This window comes from Flagellimonas maritima (assembly GCF_003269425.1).
Lineage (GTDB): Bacteria > Bacteroidota > Bacteroidia > Flavobacteriales > Flavobacteriaceae > Flagellimonas > Flagellimonas maritima.
This window is the reverse complement of record NZ_CP030104.1, coordinates 2,732,790-2,757,625: the sequence shown is the minus strand read 5'-3', so window position 1 is coordinate 2,757,625 and position 24,836 is coordinate 2,732,790. Positions and strand designations below refer to the sequence as shown.

Annotated in this window: 21 protein-coding genes and 5 tRNA genes; 1 reads left to right on the top strand and 25 read right to left on the bottom strand. The window is 38.0% G+C overall.

What is annotated here, in order from left to right:
• Positions 1-613: 613 nt before the first annotated feature.
• Positions 614-2,203, top strand: coding sequence for a peptide chain release factor 3 (locus HME9304_RS12210; RefSeq protein WP_112378860.1), 1,590 nt, complete (start codon positions 614-616; stop codon positions 2,201-2,203).
• 31 nt (positions 2,204-2,234) lie between these two features.
• On the opposite strand, the gene HME9304_RS12205 is transcribed toward HME9304_RS12210, so the two are convergent.
• The 25 genes from HME9304_RS12205 to HME9304_RS12085 all read right to left on the bottom strand — a co-directional run bounded on the left by HME9304_RS12205 (position 2,235) and on the right by HME9304_RS12085 (position 24,645).
• Complete coding sequence (locus HME9304_RS12205; RefSeq protein ID WP_112378859.1) at positions 2,235-2,720, bottom strand: hypothetical protein; 486 nt, start codon at positions 2,718-2,720, stop codon at positions 2,235-2,237.
• A 21-nt stretch (positions 2,721-2,741) separates the two neighbouring features.
• The gene (locus HME9304_RS12200) at positions 2,742-3,053 is read right to left on the bottom strand and encodes a DUF3467 domain-containing protein (protein ID WP_112378858.1); all 312 of its coding nucleotides are present in this window, start codon (positions 3,051-3,053) and stop codon (positions 2,742-2,744) included.
• 56 nt (positions 3,054-3,109) lie between these two features.
• Positions 3,110-7,408, bottom strand: coding sequence for a DNA-directed RNA polymerase subunit beta' (gene rpoC, locus HME9304_RS12195; protein ID WP_112378857.1), 4,299 nt, complete (start codon positions 7,406-7,408; stop codon positions 3,110-3,112).
• A 57-nt stretch (positions 7,409-7,465) separates the two neighbouring features.
• Positions 7,466-11,275, bottom strand: coding sequence for a DNA-directed RNA polymerase subunit beta (rpoB, locus tag HME9304_RS12190; RefSeq protein ID WP_112378856.1), 3,810 nt, complete (start codon positions 11,273-11,275; stop codon positions 7,466-7,468).
• A 128-nt stretch (positions 11,276-11,403) separates the two neighbouring features.
• Positions 11,404-11,784: a 50S ribosomal protein L7/L12 gene (gene rplL / locus HME9304_RS12185; protein ID WP_112378855.1), complete on the bottom strand. Its 381-nt coding sequence runs from the start codon at positions 11,782-11,784 to the stop codon at positions 11,404-11,406.
• Between the two features lie 52 nt (positions 11,785-11,836).
• The gene (rplJ, locus tag HME9304_RS12180; RefSeq protein ID WP_112378854.1) at positions 11,837-12,352 is read right to left on the bottom strand and encodes a 50S ribosomal protein L10; all 516 of its coding nucleotides are present in this window, start codon (positions 12,350-12,352) and stop codon (positions 11,837-11,839) included.
• Between the two features lie 26 nt (positions 12,353-12,378).
• Positions 12,379-13,068 carry a 50S ribosomal protein L1 gene (rplA, locus tag HME9304_RS12175; protein WP_112378853.1) on the bottom strand — a complete coding sequence of 230 codons (690 nt, stop codon included), beginning with the start codon at positions 13,066-13,068 and terminating at the stop codon, positions 12,379-12,381.
• A 19-nt stretch (positions 13,069-13,087) separates the two neighbouring features.
• Positions 13,088-13,525 (bottom strand): 50S ribosomal protein L11, encoded by a 438-nt coding sequence (gene rplK / locus HME9304_RS12170; protein ID WP_097047425.1) that lies wholly within the window; start codon positions 13,523-13,525, stop codon positions 13,088-13,090.
• Between the two features lie 154 nt (positions 13,526-13,679).
• Entirely contained in the window at positions 13,680-14,231 is a 552-nt protein-coding gene (gene nusG, locus HME9304_RS12165; protein WP_112378852.1) for a transcription termination/antitermination protein NusG, read from the bottom strand.
• A 6-nt stretch (positions 14,232-14,237) separates the two neighbouring features.
• Positions 14,238-14,426 (bottom strand): preprotein translocase subunit SecE, encoded by a 189-nt coding sequence (gene secE / locus HME9304_RS12160; RefSeq protein ID WP_055393636.1) that lies wholly within the window; start codon positions 14,424-14,426, stop codon positions 14,238-14,240.
• Positions 14,427-14,590: 164 nt separating this feature from the next.
• Positions 14,591-14,663, bottom strand: a tRNA-Trp gene (locus tag HME9304_RS12155).
• 119 nt (positions 14,664-14,782) lie between these two features.
• Positions 14,783-15,970, bottom strand: coding sequence for an elongation factor Tu (tuf, locus tag HME9304_RS12150; protein WP_112378851.1), 1,188 nt, complete (start codon positions 15,968-15,970; stop codon positions 14,783-14,785).
• Positions 15,971-16,127: 157 nt separating this feature from the next.
• A tRNA-Thr gene (locus HME9304_RS12145) sits at positions 16,128-16,199 on the bottom strand.
• Between the two features lie 81 nt (positions 16,200-16,280).
• A tRNA-Gly gene (locus tag HME9304_RS12140) sits at positions 16,281-16,353 on the bottom strand.
• 79 nt (positions 16,354-16,432) lie between these two features.
• Positions 16,433-16,514 (bottom strand) — tRNA-Tyr (locus HME9304_RS12135).
• Positions 16,515-16,536: 22 nt separating this feature from the next.
• A tRNA-Thr gene (locus tag HME9304_RS12130) sits at positions 16,537-16,610 on the bottom strand.
• 100 nt (positions 16,611-16,710) lie between these two features.
• Positions 16,711-17,013 (bottom strand): ribosome hibernation-promoting factor, HPF/YfiA family, encoded by a 303-nt coding sequence (hpf, locus tag HME9304_RS12125; RefSeq protein ID WP_112378850.1) that lies wholly within the window; start codon positions 17,011-17,013, stop codon positions 16,711-16,713.
• Positions 17,014-17,070: 57 nt separating this feature from the next.
• Positions 17,071-17,961 carry a tyrosine-type recombinase/integrase gene (locus tag HME9304_RS12120; RefSeq protein WP_112378849.1) on the bottom strand — a complete coding sequence of 297 codons (891 nt, stop codon included), beginning with the start codon at positions 17,959-17,961 and terminating at the stop codon, positions 17,071-17,073.
• 93 nt (positions 17,962-18,054) lie between these two features.
• On the bottom strand, positions 18,055-18,249 hold the full coding sequence (rpsU, locus tag HME9304_RS12115; RefSeq protein WP_055393644.1) for a 30S ribosomal protein S21: 195 nt from the start codon (positions 18,247-18,249) through the stop codon (positions 18,055-18,057).
• Positions 18,250-18,366: 117 nt separating this feature from the next.
• Positions 18,367-19,536, bottom strand: coding sequence for an acyl-CoA dehydrogenase family protein (locus HME9304_RS12110; RefSeq protein ID WP_112378848.1), 1,170 nt, complete (start codon positions 19,534-19,536; stop codon positions 18,367-18,369).
• 9 nt (positions 19,537-19,545) lie between these two features.
• On the bottom strand, positions 19,546-20,415 hold the full coding sequence (locus HME9304_RS12105) for a ComEA family DNA-binding protein (RefSeq protein WP_112379811.1): 870 nt from the start codon (positions 20,413-20,415) through the stop codon (positions 19,546-19,548).
• A 10-nt stretch (positions 20,416-20,425) separates the two neighbouring features.
• Positions 20,426-22,030, bottom strand: coding sequence for an alanine/glycine:cation symporter family protein (locus HME9304_RS12100; protein ID WP_112378847.1), 1,605 nt, complete (start codon positions 22,028-22,030; stop codon positions 20,426-20,428).
• Between the two features lie 85 nt (positions 22,031-22,115).
• Positions 22,116-23,126 carry a potassium channel family protein gene (locus HME9304_RS12095; protein ID WP_112378846.1) on the bottom strand — a complete coding sequence of 337 codons (1,011 nt, stop codon included), beginning with the start codon at positions 23,124-23,126 and terminating at the stop codon, positions 22,116-22,118.
• Positions 23,127-23,128: 2 nt separating this feature from the next.
• A complete protein-coding gene (locus tag HME9304_RS12090) occupies positions 23,129-23,356 on the bottom strand; it encodes a PspC domain-containing protein (protein ID WP_112378845.1) in 228 nt (75 codons plus the stop codon).
• 8 nt (positions 23,357-23,364) lie between these two features.
• Positions 23,365-24,645 carry a DUF2851 family protein gene (locus HME9304_RS12085; protein WP_112378844.1) on the bottom strand — a complete coding sequence of 427 codons (1,281 nt, stop codon included), beginning with the start codon at positions 24,643-24,645 and terminating at the stop codon, positions 23,365-23,367.
• Positions 24,646-24,836 lie beyond the last annotated feature (191 nt).

Genomic DNA, 24,836 nt, shown 5'->3' with positions numbered 1-24,836 from the left:
CACTGTATTGATTATTCCATCACCATCAATATCCAAATCATTCTTATCTGGAACACCATCACCATCGGTATCCTTTAGTTTTGATTCCTCAAAAGCAATGTAGTCTGATATCGTATTGAATGAAGTAATGGTAAGGTAGAACGTAAAACCTAAAATCAAGAAGAAACATTGTAAAAGCTTCTTCTTAAAGTCTAAGAAAGTATTTTTATCCATAAATGACAGTTTTGGTCAACTAATCACCATGGCATGTTGGTTCTCGTACGTTTTAAGAAAATGGGGCTTTTCTTATTTGTCAAACTTTGTCCGAACTTAAAATGATTCGAACTTCATTTGGTGGCATAATTAATGCAATTAAATATTATGACCTATTTTAATCGATAAAAGGTTTAATCTTAGTTATAATTTACCACATAAAGTTATACGTAGAAATTCAGTAAAAAGATTATGTATTATTTATAAACGCAACATTATACATCTTGGAAAATTACTTTACTTTTTACTTTTACCAATTATTTTTAATCAAATTTTCTTCTTTTTATATTAACAATTTCTTATGACACCATAAATCAATTAAAAGAGGGATAATTACATTATTTTTGCCGAAATTTTAGAGATGGATTTTGATAAGGAGATAGCTAGGCGAAGAACTTTTGGAATTATTTCGCATCCTGATGCCGGCAAGACTACCTTGACAGAAAAATTACTTTTGTTTGGTGGTGCAATACAGGAAGCAGGTGCCGTCAAAAACAATAAAATTAAAAAGTCAGCGACAAGTGATTTCATGGAAATTGAACGGCAAAGGGGCATATCTGTTGCCACGTCCGTCTTAGCTTTCATCTATAATGATAAAAAAATAAATATTCTGGACACGCCCGGCCACAAGGATTTTGCCGAGGATACTTTTAGGACCTTGACCGCGGTAGATAGTGTAATTGTAGTAATCGATGTCGCAAAGGGTGTTGAAGAGCAGACCGAAAAATTGGTTGAGGTCTGTAGAATGCGCAACATTCCAATGATTGTTTTTATCAACAAATTGGATAGGGAAGGAAAAGATGCTTTTGATTTATTGGACGAAGTAGAGCAAAAATTAGGGTTATCCGTAACTCCACTCAGCTTCCCCATTGGTATGGGATATGACTTTAAGGGCATCTACAATATCTATGAAAAGAACATTAACTTGTTCAGTGGCAATAGCAAAAAAAATATAGAAGAAACCATTGCTTTTACGGACATTGAAAGTACCGAGCTAGAAAATATTATTGGTGAATCGGCAGCACAAGAGCTTAGGGACAATCTGGAATTAGTAGATGGTGTTTATCCCAAATTCGACAAGGATTCATATTTAAAAGGGGCGCAACAACCTGTTTTCTTTGGCTCTGCGCTTAATAATTTTGGGGTTCGTGAACTTTTGGACTGTTTTATCAATATTGCACCTTCACCTAGGCCTAAAATGGCAGAAGAGCGATTGGTGAATGCGGATGAGAAGGATTTTTCAGGTTTTGTATTCAAAATACATGCTAATATGGACCCCAAACATAGAGATCGTTTGGCTTTTATAAAAATCGTATCGGGTACTTTTGAGCGCAATAAACCATACTTGCATGTAAGACACGACAAAAAATTAAAGTTTTCCAGTCCTAATGCATTTTTTGCAGAGAAAAAAGAAATCGTAGATATTTCTTATCCCGGGGATATTGTTGGCCTTCATGACACGGGGAATTTTAAAATTGGTGATACTCTCACCAGCGGTGAAAAATTGAACTACAAAGGAATTCCCAGTTTTTCTCCAGAGCATTTTAGGTATATCAACAACGCCGATCCCATGAAGGCAAAGCAGTTGTATAAAGGTATCGACCAACTTATGGATGAAGGGGTTGCTCAACTTTTTACACTTGAATTGAACGGCAGAAAAGTAATAGGTACCGTTGGTGCATTACAATATGAGGTAATTCAATACCGACTGGAACATGAGTACGGTGCTAAATGTACCTATGAAAATTTTCCTGTACATAAAGCATGTTGGGTAGAAGCTGAAGACCCTTCCAACGACGAGTTCAAAGAATTTAAAAGGGTAAAACAAAAGTTTCTTGCCACAGATAAACAGGGGCAATTGGTTTTTTTAGCCGATTCCCAATTTTCATTGCAGATGACGCAGCAAAAATATCCTACAGTGAAGCTCCATTTTACTTCGGAGTTTGAATAATTCTTAATACTAGAATGTTTCTTATTACGAGCTAATTGTTCTCTTCACTTTTAGGAAAAAGAATGTTTCTATATTCCTTACCTTCCAAAATATAGATATGAAATTCAGATAAACCGTATTCTTTATTTAAAAACAATTCTAAGGTTACTGGGTTTTTAACTTTAGTGGTTACAAGTGAATAATGAAAGCTATAAACGAGTCCTTTATCAATTATTTTTTCAAGTTTGTAGCTCAAAATTTTTCCTAGTTCATCTTCAATAATTTGACAAGTGTTTGCGTACGGACCCCATACTCCCATTATGGATGAATGTATCTTGGGAGTTATATAACTTTCATCCAACAAACCTCGCAATGAATTTTCTTTTGTACAATACTCTATTAAATCAGCTGGGATTTCTTTGTACAAAGCGGTGTAATATCTGTGAAGTGACTCTAGTTCAACTATTTTTTCTTCTTTTTTAGAAGTACATGAAATCAGTGTAAAAAAAATAATACTACAAGATAGATACCGAAACATCCTATTTATTTTGCAATGGGATTATGCTTCACCCGTAGGTCCAAAATTTAAAGGAATCGGAGGTTGCTCGTAATCCTTTATCGTGCCATGGGCTTTCTCAAATCTAGTCACATTGTCGTTTAATGCTTTTAAGAATTTCTTGGCGTGTTGAGGCGTTAGTACTATTCTACTTTTAACCTTTGCCTTTGGGGCACCGGGCATCATACTTATAAAATCCACCACAAATTCCGATACTGAGTGATTAATGATAGCCAAATTGGAATAAATTCCTTCGGCAGTTTTTTCATCCAATTCAATATTGATTTGTTTTTGGTTTTGGTTTTTATCGGCCATTATTTTCTATAATTTTTAAAAAAAGAAACCCTGACGCTGACGTCAGGGTTTGTATATTAGAATTTGAATTCTTCCTTTCGGGCCATGATTTCATCGTATTCCTCTTTGGAGCCTACAATGATGCTATCATAATCCCTCATACCGGTACCGGCAGGAATCTTGTGTCCTACGATAACATTTTCTTTCAATCCTTCCAATGTATCTATTTTACCACTTACAGCGGCTTCGTTCAACACTTTGGTCGTTTCTTGGAAAGATGCTGCCGAGATGAATGATTTTGTTTGTAACGAAGCTCTCGTAATACCTTGTAATATTGGAGTTGCAGTAGCAGCTACAGCATCCCTAGCACTTACCAAGGCCTTATCCGCTCTTCGTAAAACAGAATTTTCATCTCTCAAGGCACGGGCAGAAATAATCTGTCCAGCTTTAAGATTCTCAGAATCCCCAGCTTCCTCGACAACCTTCATACCAAAGATTTCGTCATTCTCACGAATAAAGTCGTCTTTATGTACCAATTGATTTTCCAAGAAGGTAGTATCACCTGAATCTTCAATACGTACTTTACGCATCATCTGTCTTACAACAACTTCAAAGTGTTTATCGTTGATTTTCACCCCTTGCAAACGGTATACTTCCTGTACTTCATTCACCAAGTATTGTTGTACCGCAGATGGTCCTTTTATTGCCAAAATATCCTCTGGAGTAATAGAACCATCTGATAAAGGCATTCCGGCACGAACGTAATCGTTCTCCTGAACCAATATCTGATTGGAAAGTTTTACCAAGTACTTCTTAATCTCTCCCAATTTGGATTCGATGATGATTTCACGGTTACCCCTTTTGATCTTACCAAACGAAACAACACCGTCAATTTCTGAAACCACAGCTGGGTTAGATGGGTTACGTGCTTCAAAAAGCTCTGTAACCCTTGGAAGACCTCCCGTAATGTCGCCTGCCTTAGCAGATTTACGTGGAATCTTGACCAAAATCTTACCTTCCTTGATTTTATCTCCATCATCCACCATTATGTGGGAACCAACGGGTAAATTGTAAGAACGTATGGTTTCTCCTTTTCCATCCTTTATTAATAAGGTTGGAATCAGTTTCTTGTTTCTAGATTCAGAAATCACCTTTTCTTGGAAACCGGTCTGTTCATCAATCTCAACCTGATATGTTATTCCTTGTTCGATATTTTCATAGGCTATTTGACCTGTGAATTCAGAAACAATCACACCATTATAGGGATCCCATTGACAAACAACGGTTCCTTTTTTGATTTTTTCACCATTCTTAACGAACAGTTGGGAACCATAAGGAATGTTATTCGTACTCAAAGTGATACCTGTTGTTGCATCAACGACTTTAATTTCCGAAGTTCTAGAAATAACAATATTTGCTTTTTGGCCATCACTATTTTCTCCGACCACAGTCCTTAAATCCTCTATTTCAGCAACTCCATCAAACTTGGCTTCTAGCTTGCTATCTTCGGAAATGTTACCTGCAATCCCTCCAACGTGGAATGTCCTCAATGTTAATTGTGTTCCAGGTTCTCCAATGGATTGTGCCGCAACAACACCAACTGCTTCACCGCGCTGAACCATTTTATTGGTTGCCAGGTTTCTTCCGTAACATTTACCGCAGATACCTTTTGGTGCTTCGCATGTTAATGCTGAGCGAACTTCTATACTCTCTACTGGAGATGCTTCCACACGCTTCACATCAGCTTCAGATATTTCCTGACCTGCAGATAATACCAATTCTTCTGTTAATGGATTGTATACGTCGTGCAATGATACCCTTCCCAAGATTCTTTCCCCAAGGGTTTCTACCACTTCTTCATTCTTTTTCAAGGCTTTTACTTCAATTCCCCTTAATGTGCCACAATCTTCAATATTGATGATAACATCTTGAGAAACGTCTACCAAACGTCTTGTCAAATATCCTGCATCTGCAGTTTTTAATGCAGTATCCGCTAGTCCTTTACGTGCACCGTGCGTAGATATAAAGTATTCCAAAATCGATAGTCCTTCCTTAAAATTGGAAAGAATCGGGTTTTCAATAATCTCTCCACCACCTGCTGTAGATTTTTTTGGCTTGGCCATTAATCCACGCATACCCGTTAACTGACGAATTTGCTCTTTAGAACCCCTTGCACCGGAATCTAACATCATATAAACCGAGTTAAATCCTTGTTGGTCTTCTCGGATTCGCTTCATGGCCAATTCGGTCAACATTGCATTTGTAGATGTCCAGACATCGATAACTTGGTTATATCGCTCATTATTAGTGATAAGACCCATGTTATAATTTGCCATAATTCCATCAACTTGCTCATTTGCATCATTGATCATATCATGTTTTTCCGGTGGAATAATAATATCACCTAAACTGAAGGATAGTCCTCCTTTGAAAGCGAAATCATATCCCATGGACTTAATCTTATCCAAAAATGCAGCAGTTGCAGGAACATCTGTCACCGCAAGAATATCACCAATGATATTTCTAAGCGATTTTTTATTTAAAACCTCATTGATGTATCCTGCTTCTTCAGGAACAACACTATTGAACAATACTCTACCAACTGTTGTAGAAATGATTTGATCAACGAGTTCTCCTTCTTCATTGAAATCCTTAGCCCTGACCTTTATCCCTGCATTCAAATCAACTTTTCCTTCGTTGAAAGCAATCTCAACTTCCTCTGCAGAGTAGAAGGTTATGCCCTCTCCCATGATCGGAACTTCTTTTGTAGATTTTCTTTCTTTGGTCATATAATAAAGACCCAAGACCATATCCTGTGAAGGAACGGTGATTGGTGAACCATTTGCAGGGTTCAAGATATTCTGGGAAGCCAACATCAACAATTGCGCTTCTAAGATAGCTTCTGGACCCAGTGGCAAGTGAACCGCCATCTGGTCACCATCGAAATCCGCGTTAAATGCAGTACATGCCAGTGGGTGCAAACGAATTGCCTTACCTTCGATAAGTTTTGGCTGGAATGCTTGAATACCCAACCTGTGCAACGTAGGAGCACGGTTTAATAATACTGGATGCCCTTTCAGAACATTCTCAAGAATGTCCCAAACTACGGGCTCTTTCTTATCTATAATCTTTTTTGCAGATTTTACGGTTTTTACAATTCCTCTTTCAATCAATTTTCTAATGACAAAAGGTTTGTAAAGTTCCGCAGCCATATCTTTTGGAAGTCCACATTCGTAAAGGTTCATCTCTGGACCAACGACGATTACGGAGCGAGCGGAATAATCCACACGTTTACCCAAAAGATTTTGACGAAAACGACCTTGTTTACCTTTCAATGAATCTGAAAGTGATTTTAAAGGTCTGTTTGATTCTGTTTTTACCGCTGAGGCTTTTCTTGTATTATCAAAAAGAGAGTCCACTGCTTCTTGAAGCATCCGTTTCTCATTTCTCAAAATTACTTCGGGAGCTTTTATTTCCATCAATCGCTTTAAACGATTGTTACGGATAATCACTCTTCGGTATAAATCGTTCAAATCCGAAGTAGCAAATCGGCCTCCATCCAAAGGAACCAATGGACGTAATTCCGGTGGAATCACAGGAACTACTTTCATGATCATCCATTCTGGATTGTTCTCCCTGTTATCTTGCGATTCACGCAAAGCCTCAACAACCTGCAGTCTTTTTAATGCTTCTGTTTTACGCTGTTTAGAAGTTTCAGTGTTTGCCTTGTGCCTTAATTGATATGAAAGTTCTTCCAAATCGATTCTTGACAACAAATCAATCAAACATTCCGCACCCATTTTAGCAACGAATTTATTGGGGTCCGTATCTTCCAGGTATTGATTTTCTGCTGGTATGGATTCCAAAATATTTAAGTACTCCTCTTCGGTCAAGAAATCCATTTTGTTGATTTCTTCACCTTCAGGTCCTTTGGCGATACCTGGTTGGATTACTACGTATCTTTCATAGTAGATAATCATATCCAATTTCTTGGAAGGTAATCCCAATAAGTAACCTATTTTATTTGGAAGCGAACGGAAGTACCAAATATGCGCTACGGGAACTACCAAATTGATATGTCCTACGCGATCTCTACGCACTTTCTTTTCTGTTACTTCCACACCACAACGGTCACAAACGATTCCACGGTAACGGATACGTTTGTACTTTCCACAGGCACATTCGTAATCCTTTACAGGACCAAAAATACGCTCGCAGAACAACCCGTCACGTTCTGGTTTGTGCGTTCTATAGTTAATAGTTTCAGGTTTTAAAACTTCCCCACGGGATTCTGCCAAGATAGACTCAGGAGAAGCCAATCCGATGGAAATTTTGTCAAACCTTTTTGGTGCGTTATTATCTTTTATTCTAGCCATAATATTATGGTGATGGTATAATTAAAAAAACTTTTTTCCAATAGTGTCAACTATCTACTACTCTTCCAATCTAATGTCCAAGCCCAATCCTTTAAGCTCGTGCATCAATACGTTGAAAGATTCTGGCAATCCAGGTTCTGGCATGGTCTCCCCTTTTACAATGGACTCATAGGTCTTGGCCCTACCGACAACATCATCCGATTTAACGGTCAATATTTCCCGTAGTGTAGCTGAAGCTCCATAGGCTTCAAGAGCCCAAACCTCCATCTCACCAAAACGCTGACCACCAAACTGTGCTTTACCACCCAATGGTTGTTGCGTAATCAATGAGTATGGCCCAATTGATCTAGCGTGCATTTTATCGTCTACCATGTGTCCTAGTTTCAACATGTAAATCACTCCGACCGTTGCTGGTTGATCAAAACGCTTTCCTGTTCCACCATCATAAAGATAGGTATGTCCAAATCTTGGCACTCCAGCTTCATCTGTAAGTTCGTTGATTTGATCTAAGGTAGCTCCGTCAAAGATTGGGGTTCCGTACTTTCTTCCCAATTTAAGACCTGCCCAACCTAGAACAGTTTCATAAATCTGACCAATGTTCATACGAGATGGTACTCCAAGTGGATTCAATACAATATCCACAGGTGTTCCGTCTTCCAAGAACGGCATATCTTCTTGACGGACGATACGAGCAACAATACCTTTGTTACCGTGACGCCCTGCCATTTTATCCCCAACTTTCAGCTTACGCTTTTTGGCGATATATACCTTGGCCAACTTCATGATTCCTGCAGGAAGTTCATCTCCTACCGAAATTGTGAATTTGTCTCTTCTAAGATTTCCTTGAATGTCGTTCAATTTAATCTTGTAGTTGTGTAACAAATCAGCAACTTGTGCATTGGTTTTATCATCTGTAGTCCAACTTCCACCAATCAAGTGGGCAAAGTCATCAACAGAATTCAACATTTTTATGGTGTATTTCTTTCCTTTTGGAAGTACTTCTTCACCAAGATCGTTCATTACACCCTGTGAAGTCTTACCATTGATCATCGCAAAGAGTTTTTCGATCAAAACGTCTTTGAGTTGCTCAAATTTTACTTCATAGTCCATCTCCAATCTAGAAATGGCCTCTTTATCTTCAGAGCGTTTTCTCTTATCTTTTATAGAACGTGAGAACAATTTCTTATCAATGACAACACCTCTTAAAGACGGGGAAGCTTTCAGTGAAGCATCTTTTACGTCTCCAGCTTTATCTCCAAAAATGGCACGTAGTAATTTTTCTTCAGGTGTTGGATCAGATTCTCCTTTAGGAGTAATCTTACCAATTAGAATATCACCAGGTTTTACTTCGGCACCAATCCTTATCATTCCATATTCATCCAAATCCTTGGTAGCTTCCTCAGAAACGTTGGGTATATCATTGGTAAGTTCTTCTGCACCTAATTTGGTGTCCCTTACTTCCAATGCATACTCATCAATATGAATAGAGGTAAATATATCTTCGCGAACTACTTTTTCAGATATTACGATGGCATCCTCAAAGTTATACCCTTTCCATGGCATAAATGCCACTTTTAGGTTTCTACCTAATGCCAATTCACCTTTTTCTGTTGCATAGCCCTCACAAAGTACTTCTCCTTTTTTAACCTTATCACCTTTTTGAACAATCGGTTTTAGGTTGATGCTCGTTCCTTGGTTTGTTTTTCTAAACTTGACCAAATTGTATGTTTTGGAATCTTCTTCAAAACTTACCAATCGCTCATCTTCGGATCTGCTATATTTTATGGTTATTTTTTGCGCATCCACATATTCTATGACACCATCTCCTTCAGCATTGATCAATACTCTGGAGTCAGTGGCTACTTGTCTTTCCAAACCTGTACCTACAATTGGGGATTGTGGTTTTAGCAATGGTACTGCCTGACGCATCATGTTAGATCCCATCAAAGCCCTGTTTGCATCATCATGTTCCAAAAAGGGAATCAAAGATGCAGAAATGGAGGCGATTTGATTTGGAGCAACATCCGTATAATTAACTTCTGATGGATCAACAACCGGGAAATCACCTTCTTCACGAGCAATTACTTTATCTTCCTGAATCTTTCCTTTTTCATCCATTGGGATATTTGCTTGGGAAATCTTCATTCCTTCCTCCTCCTCGGCACTCAAATATCTGAATTCCTTAGTATCCACAACACCATTTTCAACTTTACGATATGGTGTTTCCAAAAAGCCCATTGGATTTACTTTAGCAAAAACCGAGAGTGAAGAAATCAAACCAATATTTGGTCCCTCTGGAGTTTCAATAGGACATAACCTTCCGTAGTGCGTATAGTGAACATCACGTACTTCGAATCCTGCCCTTTCTCTTGAAAGTCCACCTGGCCCAAGTGCCGATAATCTTCTTTTGTGCGTGATCTCTGCCAATGGATTGGTCTGATCCATGAACTGAGATAACTGGTTCGTTCCAAAGAATGAGTTGATCACGGAAGACAACGTCTTTGCATTGATCAAATCGATAGGTGTAAATACTTCGTTATCACGAACATTCATCCGTTCCCGAATCGTACGTGCCATACGCGCCAAACCAACACCAAATTGAGAGGATAACTGCTCCCCTACTGTTCTAACACGACGGTTGGACAAGTGATCGATATCATCGATCTCTGCTTTTGAATTGATTAATTCAATCAAATACTTGATAATCGTTATGATATCTTCTTTGGTCAGGACCTGCTTGTCCATTCCAATATCCAACTGTAATTTTTTGTTCATTCTGTAACGACCAACTTCACCTAAATTGTATCGTTGATCAGAGAAGAACAATTTGTCGATAATACCACGAGCTGTCTCCTCATCTGGTGGCTCGGCATTACGCAATTGTCTATAAATATGTTCTACCGCCTCTTTTTCGGAATTGGTAGGGTCTTTTTGTAGTGTATTGTGAATAATGGCATAGTCCGATTGCGCATTGTTCTCTTTATGAAGCAAGATGGTTTTTACATCTGCCTCTATAATTTCATTGATGTGGTCTTTTTCAAGAATAGTATCACGATCTAGTATAATCTCGTTTCTTTCTATAGAAACAACCTCACCTGTATCCTCGTCAACAAAATCTTCGTGCCATGTATTCAAGACCCTGGCTGCCAATTTACGGCCAAGTACTTTCTTAAGTCCTGCATTTGAAACTTTTACTTCTTCCGAAAGATCAAAAATCTCAAGAATATCCTTATCCCTTTCGAAACCGATTGCACGGAAAAGTGTCGTTACAGGTAATTTTTTCTTTCTATCGATATAGGCGTACATTACCCCATTAATATCGGTAGCGAACTCGATCCAAGATCCTTTAAATGGTATGACCCTTGCAGAATATAATTTTGTTCCATTGGCATGGAACGACTGTCCAAAGAAAACCCCTGGTGATCTATGCAATTGGGATACCACAACTCTTTCTGCTCCATTGATAACGAACGTACCGCTTGGAGTCATGTATGGGATTGTCCCCAAATACACATCTTGAACTATGGTTTCAAAATCTTCGTGTTCTGGATCGGTACAATATAATTTTAAGCGCGCCTTTAAAGGTACGCTGTATGTAAGACCACGCTCAATACATTCTTGGATGGAATACCTTGGTGGGTCTATAAAGTAATCAAGAAACTCTAGTACAAATTGGTTTCTTGTATCAGTAATTGGAAAATTTTCCATGAAGGTATTGTAAAGACCTTCATTTCCTCTTTCGTCAGATTTAGTTTCAAGTTGAAAAAAGTCTTGAAAGGATTTAATCTGAATGTCCAAGAAATCCGGATATTCCGGTATGTTCTTAGCGGATGCGAAATTTACTCTTTCGGTATTATTTGTGAACATCAGTGGACAAATTTTGATCGTGAATACTATTGGGTATGTGTATGCCTTTATACACTACGTATTAAAATAGGGGAAGGTCCAACCATTAAAATGGAAAGACCTTAACCCAGTTTGTATGGTAAAAGCAATTATTTAAGCTCAACTTCTGCTCCTGCTTCTTCCAATGATTTTTTGATACCTTCTGCCTCATCTTTGGCGATACCTTCCTTAACTGCTTTTGGAGCACTGTCAACAATGTCCTTAGCATCTTTAAGTCCAAGACCGGTTAATTCCTTAACCAATTTAACGACTGCCAATTTAGAACCACCGGCTGCTGTAAGGATTACATCGAATTCTGATTTCTCCTCAGCGGCCTCAGCTTCACCACCGCCAGCTCCGCCAGCAGCAACAGCTACTGCAGCTGCAGCAGGCTCGATACCGTATTCTTCTTTTAATATGTCGGCCAATTCATTTACCTCTTTTACTGTAAGGTTTACCAACTGTTCTGCAAAATCTTTTAAATCTGCCATTTTTCTATCGTTTAATCAAATTTTTAAAATATACTTAGTTATTGTGCGCGAATTATTTTTCAGATAATGTTTTAAGGATACCGGCCAATTTACCGCCACCGGATTTAAGACCAGAAATAACGTTCTTGGCCGGTGATTGCAACAATCCGATGATATCTCCTATAACCTCTTCTTTTGACTTGATATTTACAAGTTTCTCAAGGTTATCATCCCCTACGTAGACAGCTTCTTCAATAAAGGCTCCCTTGAGTAAAGGTTTATCTGATTTTTTTCTAAAATTTTTGATAAGCTTTGCCGGAGCATTTCCCGTTTCGGACAACATCAATGATGTATTTCCTTTTAAAACATCGGGAAGTTCTCCAAATTCCTTATCAGAAGCTTCCATTGCTTTTGCAAGCAAGGTGTTCTTAACAACTGCGAGTTTAATATTAGCCTTAAAGCATGCCCTTCTTAAATTAGAAGTGGCAACAGCATCCAATCCTGATATATCAGCTAAATAAATAATAGCATTATCGGCCAACTGCGCAGTCAAATCTTCTATTACGATTGCTTTTTCTTCTCTTGTCATAGTTAAAATATTGAACTACCAGTTCTTTAAACCGCTTTTGGATCTAGTTGAAGACTTGGACTCATTGTGCTTGATAAATATATACTTTTCATATAAATACCTTTGGCCGCTGCTGGTTTCATCTTCACCAAAGTATCTATAAGCTCTTTAGCGTTATCTGCTATTTTATCTGCTGAAAAAGATGCTTTACCTATTGCTGCGTGAACGATTCCTGTCTTATCTACTTTAAAATCAATCTTACCGGCCTTAACCTCTGATACTGCTTTTGCAACATCCATGGTTACCGTACCGGTTTTTGGATTGGGCATTAAACCTCTAGGTCCTAAAACTCTACCCAAGGGGCCTAATTTCCCCATAACGCTTGGCATCGTGATGATAACATCAACATCTGTCCAACCGCCTTTTATTTTATCCAAATATTCATCCAACCCTACAAAGTCAGCGCCAGCTTCTTTAGCTTCTGCTTCTTTATCTGGGGTCACCAATGCTAAAACTTTGACATCTTTTCCTGTACCATGAGGTAAGGTAACGACACCACGCACCATTTGATTTGCTTTTCGCGGATCTACACCCAAACGAATTGCAAGATCAATGGAGGCATCAAATTTTACATTGGTTATTTCTTTTACCAAATTTGAGGCCTCCTCCAAAGAATAGAGTTTATTTCTATCTATTTTGGATTGAGCTTCTTTTTGATTTTTTGTCAATCTTGCCATTATTAGTTACTTTAAGATTTTAAAAAGGTCTTTTCCCAGCCACTTTCAGCCCCATAGATCTTGCTGTACCAGCAACCATGCTCATAGCGGACTCAACAGTAAATGCATTTAAATCAACCATTTTATCCTCAGCGATCTGTTTTACTTGATCCCATGATACTGAACCGTTTTTGACCCTGTTAGGTTCGCCAGATCCTTTTTTAATCTTAGCTGCTTCCATCAATTGAACTGCCGCCGGTGGTGTTTTTACAACAAACTCGAAAGATTTGTCTTTGTAAACGGTGATAACAACAGGTAATACTTTACCTGGTTTGTCCTGTGTACGCGCATTAAACTGCTTACAGAACTCCATAATGTTAACACCGGCAGCACCTAAGGCGGGTCCGACCGGTGGCGACGGATTCGCAGCACCTCCCCTAACTTGTAATTTAACTACCTTATCTACTTCTTTTGCCATTGTTTTAAATTAAAATGAAATTGTGTCAATTGGAAGCAACACAACTTAATACATGTAACAGTTCTTTTTATTCTAGATATGAGATTTTAGATAATAGATTCATATTAATCCAATCTATCAATCTCATGTCTCATATCTATTATCTCATATCTTGTTATACTTTTTCAACCTGCATATAGCTTAGTTCCAATGGTGTCTTTCTGCCGAAAATTTTAACCATGACCTCAAGCTTGCGTTTTTCTTCATTGATTTTTTCAACTGTTCCATTGAACCCGTTGAAAGGGCCATCGATTACCTTTATAGTTTCACCCAATACGAAAGGAATTGCAACATTGTCAGTATTTACGGCTAACTCATCAACTTTCCCTAGCATTCGATTGACCTCGGTTTTTCGCAAAGGAACAGGGTCACCACCTTTGGTTTCCCCTAGGAATCCGATTACGTTTGTTATGGAACGGATGATGTGTACCATTTCTCCTCCCAAATTGGCCTTTATCATTATGTATCCAGGGAAATAGACTCTTTCTTTGTTAATTTTCTTTCCATTACGGATCTGTACCACTTTTTCAGTAGGCACTAGAACATCTTCCAGATAATCGCCAAATCCATTTCGCTCTACCTCACTTTCAATATAGCCTTTGATTTTATTCTCTTGGCCACTGACCGCCCTTACTACATACCACTTTTTCTCCAGAACCTCAGACATATCCAACTACCCTATTACGTTATCAAAATACAATCGAATCAACTTACTGAAAAGAGAATCCACCCCCCACGTAGCCAATGCAAACAGAATTGAGAAAACAGCTACAACGACCATTAAATTGGAAGCTTTTTCCCTATCCAACCAAGTTACGTTATTCTTTAACTCTTCAAATGATTCCTTAATGTAAGTGAACATATTTAATCGTATTTTCCAGCATTTGAAGAGCGGTAACCTTTGATTTCCCTCAGGATAAAGTTCTTACCTCACTACTATGCTTTTCGTCTAATCTATTTTTGCACGGGCGGAGAGGCTACCTTCGACTACGCTCAAGATACACTTCTCGCACTCCTTGTGCTTTGCACGGGCGGAGAGGCTCGAACTCCCGACACCTGGTTTTGGAGACCAGTGCTCTACCAACTGAGCTACGCCCGTAAATATGGCGTCTTACTATCTCAAATTTTAGAGATGAACTACACCCGCTTCTATTTACGTCGAAAGGTATCCGTCAAATGACGGACACCCTCTTACGTAAACTTATGATTTTACAATAACTAATCTAAAATCTTAGTGACCTGACCAGCACCTACCGTTCTACCTCCCTCACGGATAGCGAAACGTAGACCTACACTAAGTGCAATTGGCTGAATCAACTCTACTGTAATAGTTAAGTTATCTCCGGGCATCACCATCTCAACTCCACTTGGAAGGGCGATGTTACCTGTTACGTCTGTAGTTCTTACATAGAACTGTGGACGGTAGTTATTATGGAAAGGAGTGTGACGACCACCTTCTTCTTTCTTAAGGATATAAACCTCAGCTTCAAATTTAGCATGTGGCTTAACAGAACCTGGCTTACAGATTACCATTCCGCGGCTGATCTGAGTTTTTTCGATACCTCTCAACAAGATACCTACGTTATCTCCAGCTTCACCTCTATCCAATATTTTACGGAACATTTCAACACCCGTAATGGTAGAAGCCAATTTCTCAGCACCCATACCGATGATATCAACAGCATCACCCGTATTTGCGATACCAGTTTCAATACGACCGGTAGCAACTGTTCCACGACCTGTAATAGTGAATACGTCTTCAACTGGCATTAAGAAATCTTTTTCAACATCTCTTTTTGGAAGCTCGATCCATTCATCAACGGCATTCATCAATTCCATAACCGTGTCTACCCATTTTTGCTCACCGTTCAATGCACCAAGTGCAGAACCGGAAATGACAGGTCCATTGTCACCATCATACTCGTAAAAAGAAAGTAATTCCCTTACTTCCATTTCAACAAGCTCTAAAAGCTCCTCATCATCGACCATGTCAACCTTGTTCAAGAAGACAACAATTCTTGGGATACCAACTTGGCGCCCAAGAAGGATATGCTCACGAGTTTGTGGCATAGGCCCATCAGTTGCAGCAACAACCAATATTGCACCGTCCATTTGAGCAGCACCAGTAACCATGTTCTTTACGTAATCCGCGTGACCAGGACAATCAACGTGAGCGTAGTGACGGTTTTCTGTTTGATACTCTACGTGAGATGTGTTAATTGTAATACCCCTTTCTTTCTCTTCTGGTGCATTATCAATAGAATCAAAGCTTCTAAGCTCTGACAACCCCGCATTTGCCAATACAGTAGTAATAGCAGCAGTCAATGTTGTTTTACCATGATCCACGTGTCCAATAGTACCAATATTTAAGTGCGGTTTGGAACGATCAAAAGTTTCCTTTGCCATTTTAAATAATTTTAATCTTAGTTTATATTAGTGTACAAATCGTTTTGAGTTAATAACTGGAATTGAACTTCTCGAAGCAAGTCCGAGACAGGTGCTACCCAATCACTCTTTTTTATCAATATTTCAAAGACGTCATAACCTACGTCTATTATTTTTGAGCCAATGACGGGAATTGAACCCGTGACCTCTTCCTTACCAAGGAAACGCTCTACCCCTGAGCTACACCGGCGTAAAGTGTTGAACCAACTACTTTAAAATAGTCCTCCCATTACATTGGAAGAGATTCCTGTCTAGACAGAAATGACTTTAGAGCGGGAGACCGGGTTCGAACCGGCGACATTCAGCTTGGAAGGCTGACGCTCTACCAACTGAGCTACTCCCGCATTTTTTTGGGAATACCCCAAAAATATTTCAACATTTCAAAAAACTCCATTCTACCAACCGACTAACGGAAAGCTTTTGTGGGGAGAGCAGGATTCGAACCTGCGAAGACATAGTCAGCAGATTTACAGTCTGCCCTCGTTGGCCGCTTGAGTATCTCCCCGCCTTATTTTCAATAACTTACGAGCCGATGGAGGGACTCGAACCCACGACCTGCTGATTACAAATCAGCTGCTCTAGCCAGCTGAGCTACATCGGCATTTCTCAACTTTTTTAACACAAAAAAGTCCGCTATTTCTAACGGACTGCAAATGTATATATTTATTTATTTAATCAAAATAAATTTGCAAAAATTTTAATCATGCCTTTGCCCTCATCTTTTCTTTCTTTTTTACTAATTTTCTCTCTAAGGAATCGCAAGCGGAATCAACAGCTTCCTCAAAAGATTTGCATTGTTTTTTTACAATGAGCTTGTCCCTGGGAATCAATAATTTTATTTCTACTATCTTATTTTCTTTTGCACTTGTGTTCTCAACCTTTAAATGGACATCAGAACCAATGACCTTATCATAAAATGTTTCTAGCTTATCCATTCTTTTTTGAACAAAATCGATGAGCTTCGCATCTGCAACAAAATTTACTGATTGTGCATTTACTTTCATAAAATGTAGTTTTTAGCGCTACCATGGGCAGCTAGGTTAAACAATTTGGGAAATCCGCTATTTCCCGTTTCGGGGGTGTGCTCTTTGGTGAACCTTTTTAAGTTCGGCTATACTATTGTGCGTATACACTTGTGTAGAAGCCAAACTGGAATGTCCCAATAACTCTTTTACCGAATTTAAATCAGCTCCTCTGTTGAGCATGTGGGTGGCAAAGGTATGTCTTACTATGTGTGGACTTTTTTTAACCTTCGTCGATACCAAACTAAAGTACTTATTTATAGTACGATAAACAAGTGTTTCATAAATTTTAAAACCGCTTTTGGTCAAAAAAAGATATGTGGAATCTTTAATTACTTCGAGTTTTTGTCTTAATTCCAAATATTCTTGAAGAATTGAGTCTGTGGAAGACAACAAAGGAAGAATTCGTTCTTTGTTACGTTTTCCCAAAACCTTTATCGTACCACTGGTACTATTTAAATCTACCAATTTTAAATTGACCAATTCTGCCCTACGTATACCTGTTGCGTACAATAGCTCAATAATCAATTTATCCCTTTTACCTTCAAAATTATTTTCAAAAGGAATTTCTGATAGGATTTCTTCCATTTCTTTTTCAGAAAAAGGTACTTCAATCTTTTTGTTGGTTTTTAATGCTTTGTGCTTTGCCAGGGGGGTTTCTGTTATTTGGTTTATCTTTTGTAAAAACTTGTAGTAAGCACGTAAAGAAGAAATTTTTCTATTTATGCTTCTATTACTGATTCCTTTATCTACTAAGGATACTATCCAATTTCTTACAAGGTTATAATCCACATTATCAATTGATCGTACATCATATTGGACAGAACAAAATTCGGTAAAGGTGTTTACATCTGTTTCATATGCGTTTATGGTATGCCGGGAATAATTTTTTTCCAATTCTAAATACGATATGAAAGCAATTAGGTGCATGTTCCAAAGGTATCTAAATTAAAGTATGGATGAACCAAAAAAAATCCCGTTTCAAAAAATTGAAACGGGATTATTATATTTTAATAGAGGTCTTTAAATTTCTTCTTGATCTCTTAAGCCTTGTATATATTCGGCTTTCTGTATTTCTGCTCTGCGCTTTACTGAAGGCTTGGTGAACTGCTGCCTTTTACGTAGCTGGCGCATAGTGCCGGTTTTATCAAACTTACGCTTGAAACGCTTTAAAGCTCTGTCGATGTTTTCTCCTTCTTTTACTGGTATTATTAACATTGGCTACAACCTCCTTTCTTTAAAATTATATCTCGTTCGAGAACGAGGGTGCAAATATACAAATGAAATCAATCCAAAAAAGTATAATTGCAAAATATTTTATATATCAAATATTTGTTATTCGCTTGGCGCTCGGTACTCTTTCTTATCTATGATTATCTTCGCAATTATCTCGCGCAAGATTTCAGAAGTTCCTCCACCAATTGGACCGAGCCTACTGTCCCTTAGCATACGTGCTAAAGGATAATCCTCAATATATCCATAGCCTCCTAAAAATTGAAGGCAATTATAAATAACTTCATCTGCCATTTTGGTGGACTTAAGTTTTGAAATCGTAGCCTCTCGCACTACATAATCGCCCTTATCCATTTTAGCGGTAACGGCATAATTATATTCTCTACAAACATCCATATCGGCATGTAGGTCCACTAATCTGTGACGCAAGGCTTGGTATTGATCTATGGTTTTTCCAAATGTCTCCCTTTCAGACATGTATTGTAATGTATAATCCAACGCGTGCTCAGCTCTTGCGTGCGCATTTATTCCCATAATTAGACGCTCTAGAGCGAAAGCTTCCATAATAAAAGTAAATCCTTTTCCTTCTTCGCCCATTAAGTTTGATGCTGGAACCACTACGTTATCAAATGCGAGCTCAGCTGTATCGGAAGCCCGCCATCCAAGTTTGTTAAGCTTATTGGCCGATACTCCTTCGCTGTCCAGATCAACAATAAATATACTGATGCCCTTATTGCCTGCAGAAGGTTCGGTTTTGGCGGCGAGAATAATGTAATCTCCATAAACACCATTGGTAATGAATGTTTTAGAGCCATTAATGATGTATGAGTCCCCTTCACGTGTTGCCGTGGTTCTCATTCCCGCAACATCGCTACCGCCAAATGGTTCTGTCACTCCCAAGCTTCCTATTTTTTCACCATGAACACTTGGGATGAGATATGCTTTTTTTTGAATATCGTTTCCATTTTTATTTAAATGGGTCATCGCCAGATATACGTGCGCCCAAATTGCTGCCGCAAAGCCTCCGGAATTTATCTTCTGTAGTTCTTCCAATAAAATTACGGTATAGAATAGATCAAGTCCCAATCCATCGAAAGATTCAGGAGTCGCAAGACCAAAATAGCCCATATCAGCGAATTTCTTCCAGATAAACCTTTCAATAGTTCCGGTTTCTTCCCATTTTTCTATATGGGGTACCACTTCTTTTTGTAAAAAATCCTTTAGGCTTTCCCTAAAAAGTTGATGTTCTTCGGTGAAGTACATACTGTTCATAGCAAATTTTTAAAGTGACAAATATAGCGTTATTCTATCTAGTTTATTCGAAGGAAAACCTTCAATACCGGTCAATTCGTCAAAGGTGTTGATTCTTCCGTTGACCCTACGATACTCCACTATTCTTTCTGCTACTTGATAAGTGATATACACCAAACTAGATATTTCTGAGCTTGTAGCATTATTAACATTAATTTTCTTGATCGAAGGTGGTTTCAATACTTGATATTTTCGTAAAACCCGATTGGCCACCTCCATATTAAGCCCATAAACATCGTATAATTGTTCGTTTGTTAAAAAGCCACCCAATCTATCCCTAAATTTTATAATTCTTGCGGAGAGTTTATTACCAATTCCATTGATTTCTTTTAAATCTTCAATGGATGCGGAATTTATGTCCAAGGTCTTGGATGTCTCTGTACTTTTTTGAAGCTTGCTCTTTTTTGAGCCATAGTTGGATTTTTTCTGTGTCCAATCAGGAAATTTGAAGAACGGTGACAATACATTCAGCATAGAATCAGAAACCTTGGTAACCTGTTGAAACTGCTCCGCTGAATTTATAAACCGGTCTGACGCCCTAAACGCATGCAATCTGTCTATTTCATTTATGGACATGCCCAAAGTATAGCCTTTATAATCTGTTATATAATTTGGATTGAAAGAATAGCTGATTTTAGGGTCTTTCTGTAATGAAAGCCTTTTAAGACTATCCAGTTTGAATTCCATTGAAGCGTCTACAACAACTTGTGAATTTCCATTAAACGGATTGCTCTTTAGATAGAAAAACACGCCTTGTAAAATGATGATAATCAAAAGCAAAAAGAAAATCCCACTCCGTTCTTGCTTATTGAACCTAAAGTGGGATTTGAAATTTTTCAAATAAGGCAATTTAGTGGTACGCTTGTTTTATGGCATCTAAATATCTTCTCAATTGTTTTTTAACTTCTGGGAATAAGAAGTATAGCCCAACCATATTTGGGAATACCATCGCAAAAATCATTGCATCTGAAAATGCCCAAATAGAATCCATACTTGCGGCCGCACCAATTATTACAAAAATGCAGAACAAAAATTTATAGGTCAGATCCATTGCCATGCCTCTACCGAAAAGGTATTTCCATGACTGAAGTCCATAATATGACCAAGAAATCATAGTTGAAACCGCAAAAAGCACTACTGCAATTGTCAAGAATACATCGGAATAAGGTATATACTGTGCAAATGCTTGTGATGTGATACCAGCTCCTTCGTATGAAACACCATCAATCAAAACTGCTCCCGTACCATCACCTCCGTAATCAAAAACACCTCCAAAGTTGAAGATAACGATTACCAAAGCAGTCATCGTACAGATGACAACGGTATCAATAAAAGGTTCAAGCAATGCCACCAAACCTTCCGAAGCAGAATATTTTGTTTTAACCGCTGAATGTGCAATAGAAGCTGATCCTGCACCAGCTTCATTTGAGAAGGCTGCACGTCTAAAGCCAACAAGTAAAACACCTATCATTCCTCCAACGCCTATTGCCGTAGGATTGAAAGCTTCGGTAACGATCAAGGATATTGCATCATCGATCAAACTGAAATTACCAAATATGATATAAAGACAGGCAACAATATAAAGTACGGCCATAAAAGGCACTACTTTCTCCGTAACCTGTGCTATTCTTTTAATTCCACCAATGATAATGATACCAACCAAAACTGCCAGTACAAATCCAATTATAGTTCCTGCCATAGCGCTGTCCCAACCAAAAAGCTCTTTGACCACAATGGTTGCTTGGTTGGATTGTGCTGCATTACCACCACCAAATGATCCTCCAATACAGAAAACAGCGAACAGTGCAGCTGCTATTTTTCCCAAAGTTTTAAATCCTTTATTTTTGAGGCCTCTACTAATGTAATACATAGGGCCTCCATGAACTACTCCATTTTCATCAACATCCCTGTATTGAACACCCAGTGTGCACTCTACAAACTTGGTTGACATACCGAGCAATCCGCAAATAATCATCCAAAATGTTGCTCCTGGTCCACCCAGTGCTATTGCGAGCGCAACACCAGCTATATTTCCATTCCCAACTGTACCAGAAACTGCAGTCGCCAGAGCCTGAAAGTGACTTACTTCACCCTCTTCACTCTCATTCCTAATTGTATCAGGAATATCTCCATCTTCAGTCATGTGCTGTTCTACCTTCTCAAGACCATACTTTTCAACTTCAACATACTTTCCCCGTACTACATTGATTGCTGTCCAGTAGTATCTTACATTGGGAAAACCAAAATAAACTGTGAAAAACAATGCACTGCCCACTAATAGTATCAGTACAAATGGTGTTCCCATTATCTCAAAAAATATGACGGTATTGAAGAAATCCGATACCGGGGCAAATGCTTGGTCAATTTTTTTGTCCAAGCCAATTTCAGCAGTTTCTTGAGAAAATGATAAAACGGGAATCAACATTGCTATAAGGGCAAGAAGTCTATACTTCATAATTTGTTATTTGGTTGTGTTAAATATTTGTAAAGGGAACAATATCCTAAAAAAATTCAACGGAATCAAATTAAATGATCTTTTACTACCCCAGTTGAAACATTTCATTAAGTTTTCTGATTTGCTCAGGCCTTCCCAAAACAATGACTTTTCCTTTGGGCTGGAGTTCAAGATCGGCTTCAGGATTAATAATATAATTACCGTCCGGTTCTATATATCCTATTATGGTACAGCCCGTTTTTCTGCGCAAATCCAAATCCCGAATTGAATTGCAATCTATCAATTGTGTAAAATCCTCGATTTCGACCTCCTCCAAATTTGTAGTATGCTCCCCTTCCATTGAAAGTTTATCCATAAATGTAATTAGATCGGGCATCACCACTAAAGATGCCATATGATCTCCGCCTATTTTGTCGGGCATAATTACTTTATCTGCACCTGCCAACCTCAGTTTTGATTGGGATGTTACTTGTGATGCTCTACTGATTATAAAAAGTTCCTTGTTCAATTGGCGGGCGGAGAGTACTATAAATAGATTTGCGGCATCATCAGGCAATGCTGTAATAAGATATTGCGCGCGGTCAATACCGGCTTTTAACAAGACGTCGTCATCATTCGCATCTCCTTCTATAAAAAGTATCGCCGTTTCCTCATGATGCTCAATAACATCCTTGTCCTTTTCTATAACAACGAATGGTCTCTTATATTCCTTTAATCTTTCTGCTGCTTGGATTCCATTTCTCCCAAAGCCACAAACTACAATATGATTTGATAAATTGTCTATTTTTTTCTTCACTTTTTTCTTTTTTAGAACCTGTAGCGCGTTCCTTTCCAATAAATACTCAGTTATTACAGATATCGCAAAACCAAAGATAAAGACACTGGTAACGATTAAAAATACAGTAAAAACCTTTGCATCGGCATCTAAGGGCTTAACTTCTGAAAATCCGACAGTGGTGACCGTTATAATGGTCATGTACACCGCCTCAATCCATGTAAAGCCAGAAATGAATTTGTACCCCACTACGCCAAATGATAATACGAGTAGCATTAAGAAAAGGGCCAATACTATTTTGGAACGGAACAATCGCATCATACTCAAAGGTCAAAAACGGAGGTTCTTTTGGTGTAGATCAAATCCTTTATTCTTAACCAAAATGCAATAAAAAGATAAAGGGCAAAGCCAAAGCCTAAGGTTGCAAAGGTCAAATATATGAAAGTAGTACGTACCACTCTTGCCCGTATACCTAAGCGTTCCGCTATGCGTCTACAAACTTCAAAACCCCTTTTTTGGAAGTAATAGAGCGTATCATAAAATAAACTCATGCCTAAAATTATGTATTTCTGTTCAATAAATGCACACCCAAAGCACACTGTAAGCATTTATTTTTTGAACAGTAGTTGGTATACAATTGAATTTTTGATTGACTTTCAAAAGCATTTACTGTTCTGGAGCCCAAATCATCAAAACTTTTTATGATTGAATTATCTTCTTTCTTAACTTTTGAAATCAACCTCAATACATCGGTATTCCAATCTTTTCCAACATATCTAGCGTAACAAAATTTTAACGGCACAATGGTGTTGATAATCAATAAATCCATAAAATTTTTGGAAAGCCGCTTTTTCCCTTTTTTTGAAACCTTTCCAAAAGTGAAATGATTATCCCAATAACTGCTTGCATTTACTTGAAGAAGGTCATAAATATCCCCTAGCTGGTTTAGTTTCATTAGTTCTGCAAAAAGATTTTGATGTTCTATATATAAACTTGCCAACTGTGATAGCCTAATTGTAGGGAAATTAGGTGGGCGCAATCCGAAGAATTCCGGCTTTCCAAAGTTATGCGAGAGTCCAAACTTTTTCATCAGATACCCATATTCTTCTTTGAGTTGAATATAGTATAAATCTTGGCAATCTTTCTTTTGCAATAATCCAAAATGACCAAGCAATAGACTTTCCAATTGGATTTTATCATTTCTGGTTCTACGGATTTTGGAAAATCCCAATTGTTTTGCCTTATCCAAAAAGAAATGTCCGTTAACCTTTGAGCCAAAGTTCTTGGCCAATAGTATGAAAAGGACTTCTTCCCAATCATTTTTTGTTTCTTTAAGCAGCGTATTTATCAAAATCGACTTTTGTTCCAGCCTTTCAATATAAAGTCGCTCAAGCCAATTAGCTTTTAAAAACGCATCGATTTCCAAGAAATTGGTTTCACAATTGATGAATGTCGATTTTTGATTTTGTAAAAGTTTCTGATATTTTTCCAATATTTCTTTTGGAACATAGCGCTTCAATTCTAAGGTTGGTATTTTAGAACCATCCTTTCTAAAAATGGAAATATCATCTTCCCAAACTACATGAAGAATTACATTATCATAGTTTGTATCTGTCTCATGATGATGTGCGTACCAATCCGAGGATTTAACGTGAATTTCAACATTACCTGCCCAGAGTTGTTCATCTATAAAGATTTTGGCATTGAAAAAATCGGGGCCGGAAAATTTATTCAAGATACCCGAATTTTGGATTTTCAGCGCTTCCTTATCGGTCGTAAATAATTTCTTGGTTCGAAACTTATTGTTTCTCCATATAAAGGAAAGTAGGTCTTCTCGCATTGATTTGGACAGTGTCTATTGGATTTAATCAAGAATTCACAAAGGGATGGGGTCTTCTATTTGCAAAAGTAGACTTGACTTTAGAATATTACAAAAAAACAAAATCAACGGAGTTATTTTACAATTATTACTGACTTAAATATTAATAGACATCCCTATTCATATATACAGCAATACCTGTTATCGATTAA

Bases quoted from the DNA above. Each gene is read 5' to 3' on its own strand.
- HME9304_RS12210 (WP_112378860.1), top strand. From the start codon at position 614: ATGGATTTTGATAAGGAGATAGCTAGGCGAAGAACTTTTGGAATTATT.
- HME9304_RS12205 (WP_112378859.1), bottom strand. From the start codon at position 2,720: ATGTTTCGGTATCTATCTTGTAGTATTATTTTTTTTACACTGATTTCA.
- HME9304_RS12200 (WP_112378858.1), bottom strand. From the start codon at position 3,053: ATGGCCGATAAAAACCAAAACCAAAAACAAATCAATATTGAATTGGAT.
- rpoC (WP_112378857.1), bottom strand. From the start codon at position 7,408: ATGGCTAGAATAAAAGATAATAACGCACCAAAAAGGTTTGACAAAATT.
- rpoB (WP_112378856.1), bottom strand. From the start codon at position 11,275: ATGTTCACAAATAATACCGAAAGAGTAAATTTCGCATCCGCTAAGAAC.
- rplL (WP_112378855.1), bottom strand. From the start codon at position 11,784: ATGGCAGATTTAAAAGATTTTGCAGAACAGTTGGTAAACCTTACAGTA.
- rplJ (WP_112378854.1), bottom strand. From the start codon at position 12,352: ATGACAAGAGAAGAAAAAGCAATCGTAATAGAAGATTTGACTGCGCAG.
- rplA (WP_112378853.1), bottom strand. From the start codon at position 13,068: ATGGCAAGATTGACAAAAAATCAAAAAGAAGCTCAATCCAAAATAGAT.
- rplK (WP_097047425.1), bottom strand. From the start codon at position 13,525: ATGGCAAAAGAAGTAGATAAGGTAGTTAAATTACAAGTTAGGGGAGGT.
- nusG (WP_112378852.1), bottom strand. From the start codon at position 14,231: ATGTCTGAGGTTCTGGAGAAAAAGTGGTATGTAGTAAGGGCGGTCAGT.
- secE (WP_055393636.1), bottom strand. From the start codon at position 14,426: ATGTTCACTTACATTAAGGAATCATTTGAAGAGTTAAAGAATAACGTA.
- tuf (WP_112378851.1), bottom strand. From the start codon at position 15,970: ATGGCAAAGGAAACTTTTGATCGTTCCAAACCGCACTTAAATATTGGT.
- hpf (WP_112378850.1), bottom strand. From the start codon at position 17,013: ATGAAAGTAAATGCACAATCAGTAAATTTTGTTGCAGATGCGAAGCTC.
- HME9304_RS12120 (WP_112378849.1), bottom strand. From the start codon at position 17,961: ATGCACCTAATTGCTTTCATATCGTATTTAGAATTGGAAAAAAATTAT.
- rpsU (WP_055393644.1), bottom strand. From the start codon at position 18,249: ATGTTAATAATACCAGTAAAAGAAGGAGAAAACATCGACAGAGCTTTA.
- HME9304_RS12110 (WP_112378848.1), bottom strand. From the start codon at position 19,536: ATGAACAGTATGTACTTCACCGAAGAACATCAACTTTTTAGGGAAAGC.
- HME9304_RS12100 (WP_112378847.1), bottom strand. From the start codon at position 22,030: ATGAAGTATAGACTTCTTGCCCTTATAGCAATGTTGATTCCCGTTTTA.
- HME9304_RS12095 (WP_112378846.1), bottom strand. From the start codon at position 23,126: ATGATGCGATTGTTCCGTTCCAAAATAGTATTGGCCCTTTTCTTAATG.
- HME9304_RS12090 (WP_112378845.1), bottom strand. From the start codon at position 23,356: ATGAGTTTATTTTATGATACGCTCTATTACTTCCAAAAAAGGGGTTTT.
- HME9304_RS12085 (WP_112378844.1), bottom strand. From the start codon at position 24,645: ATGCGAGAAGACCTACTTTCCTTTATATGGAGAAACAATAAGTTTCGA.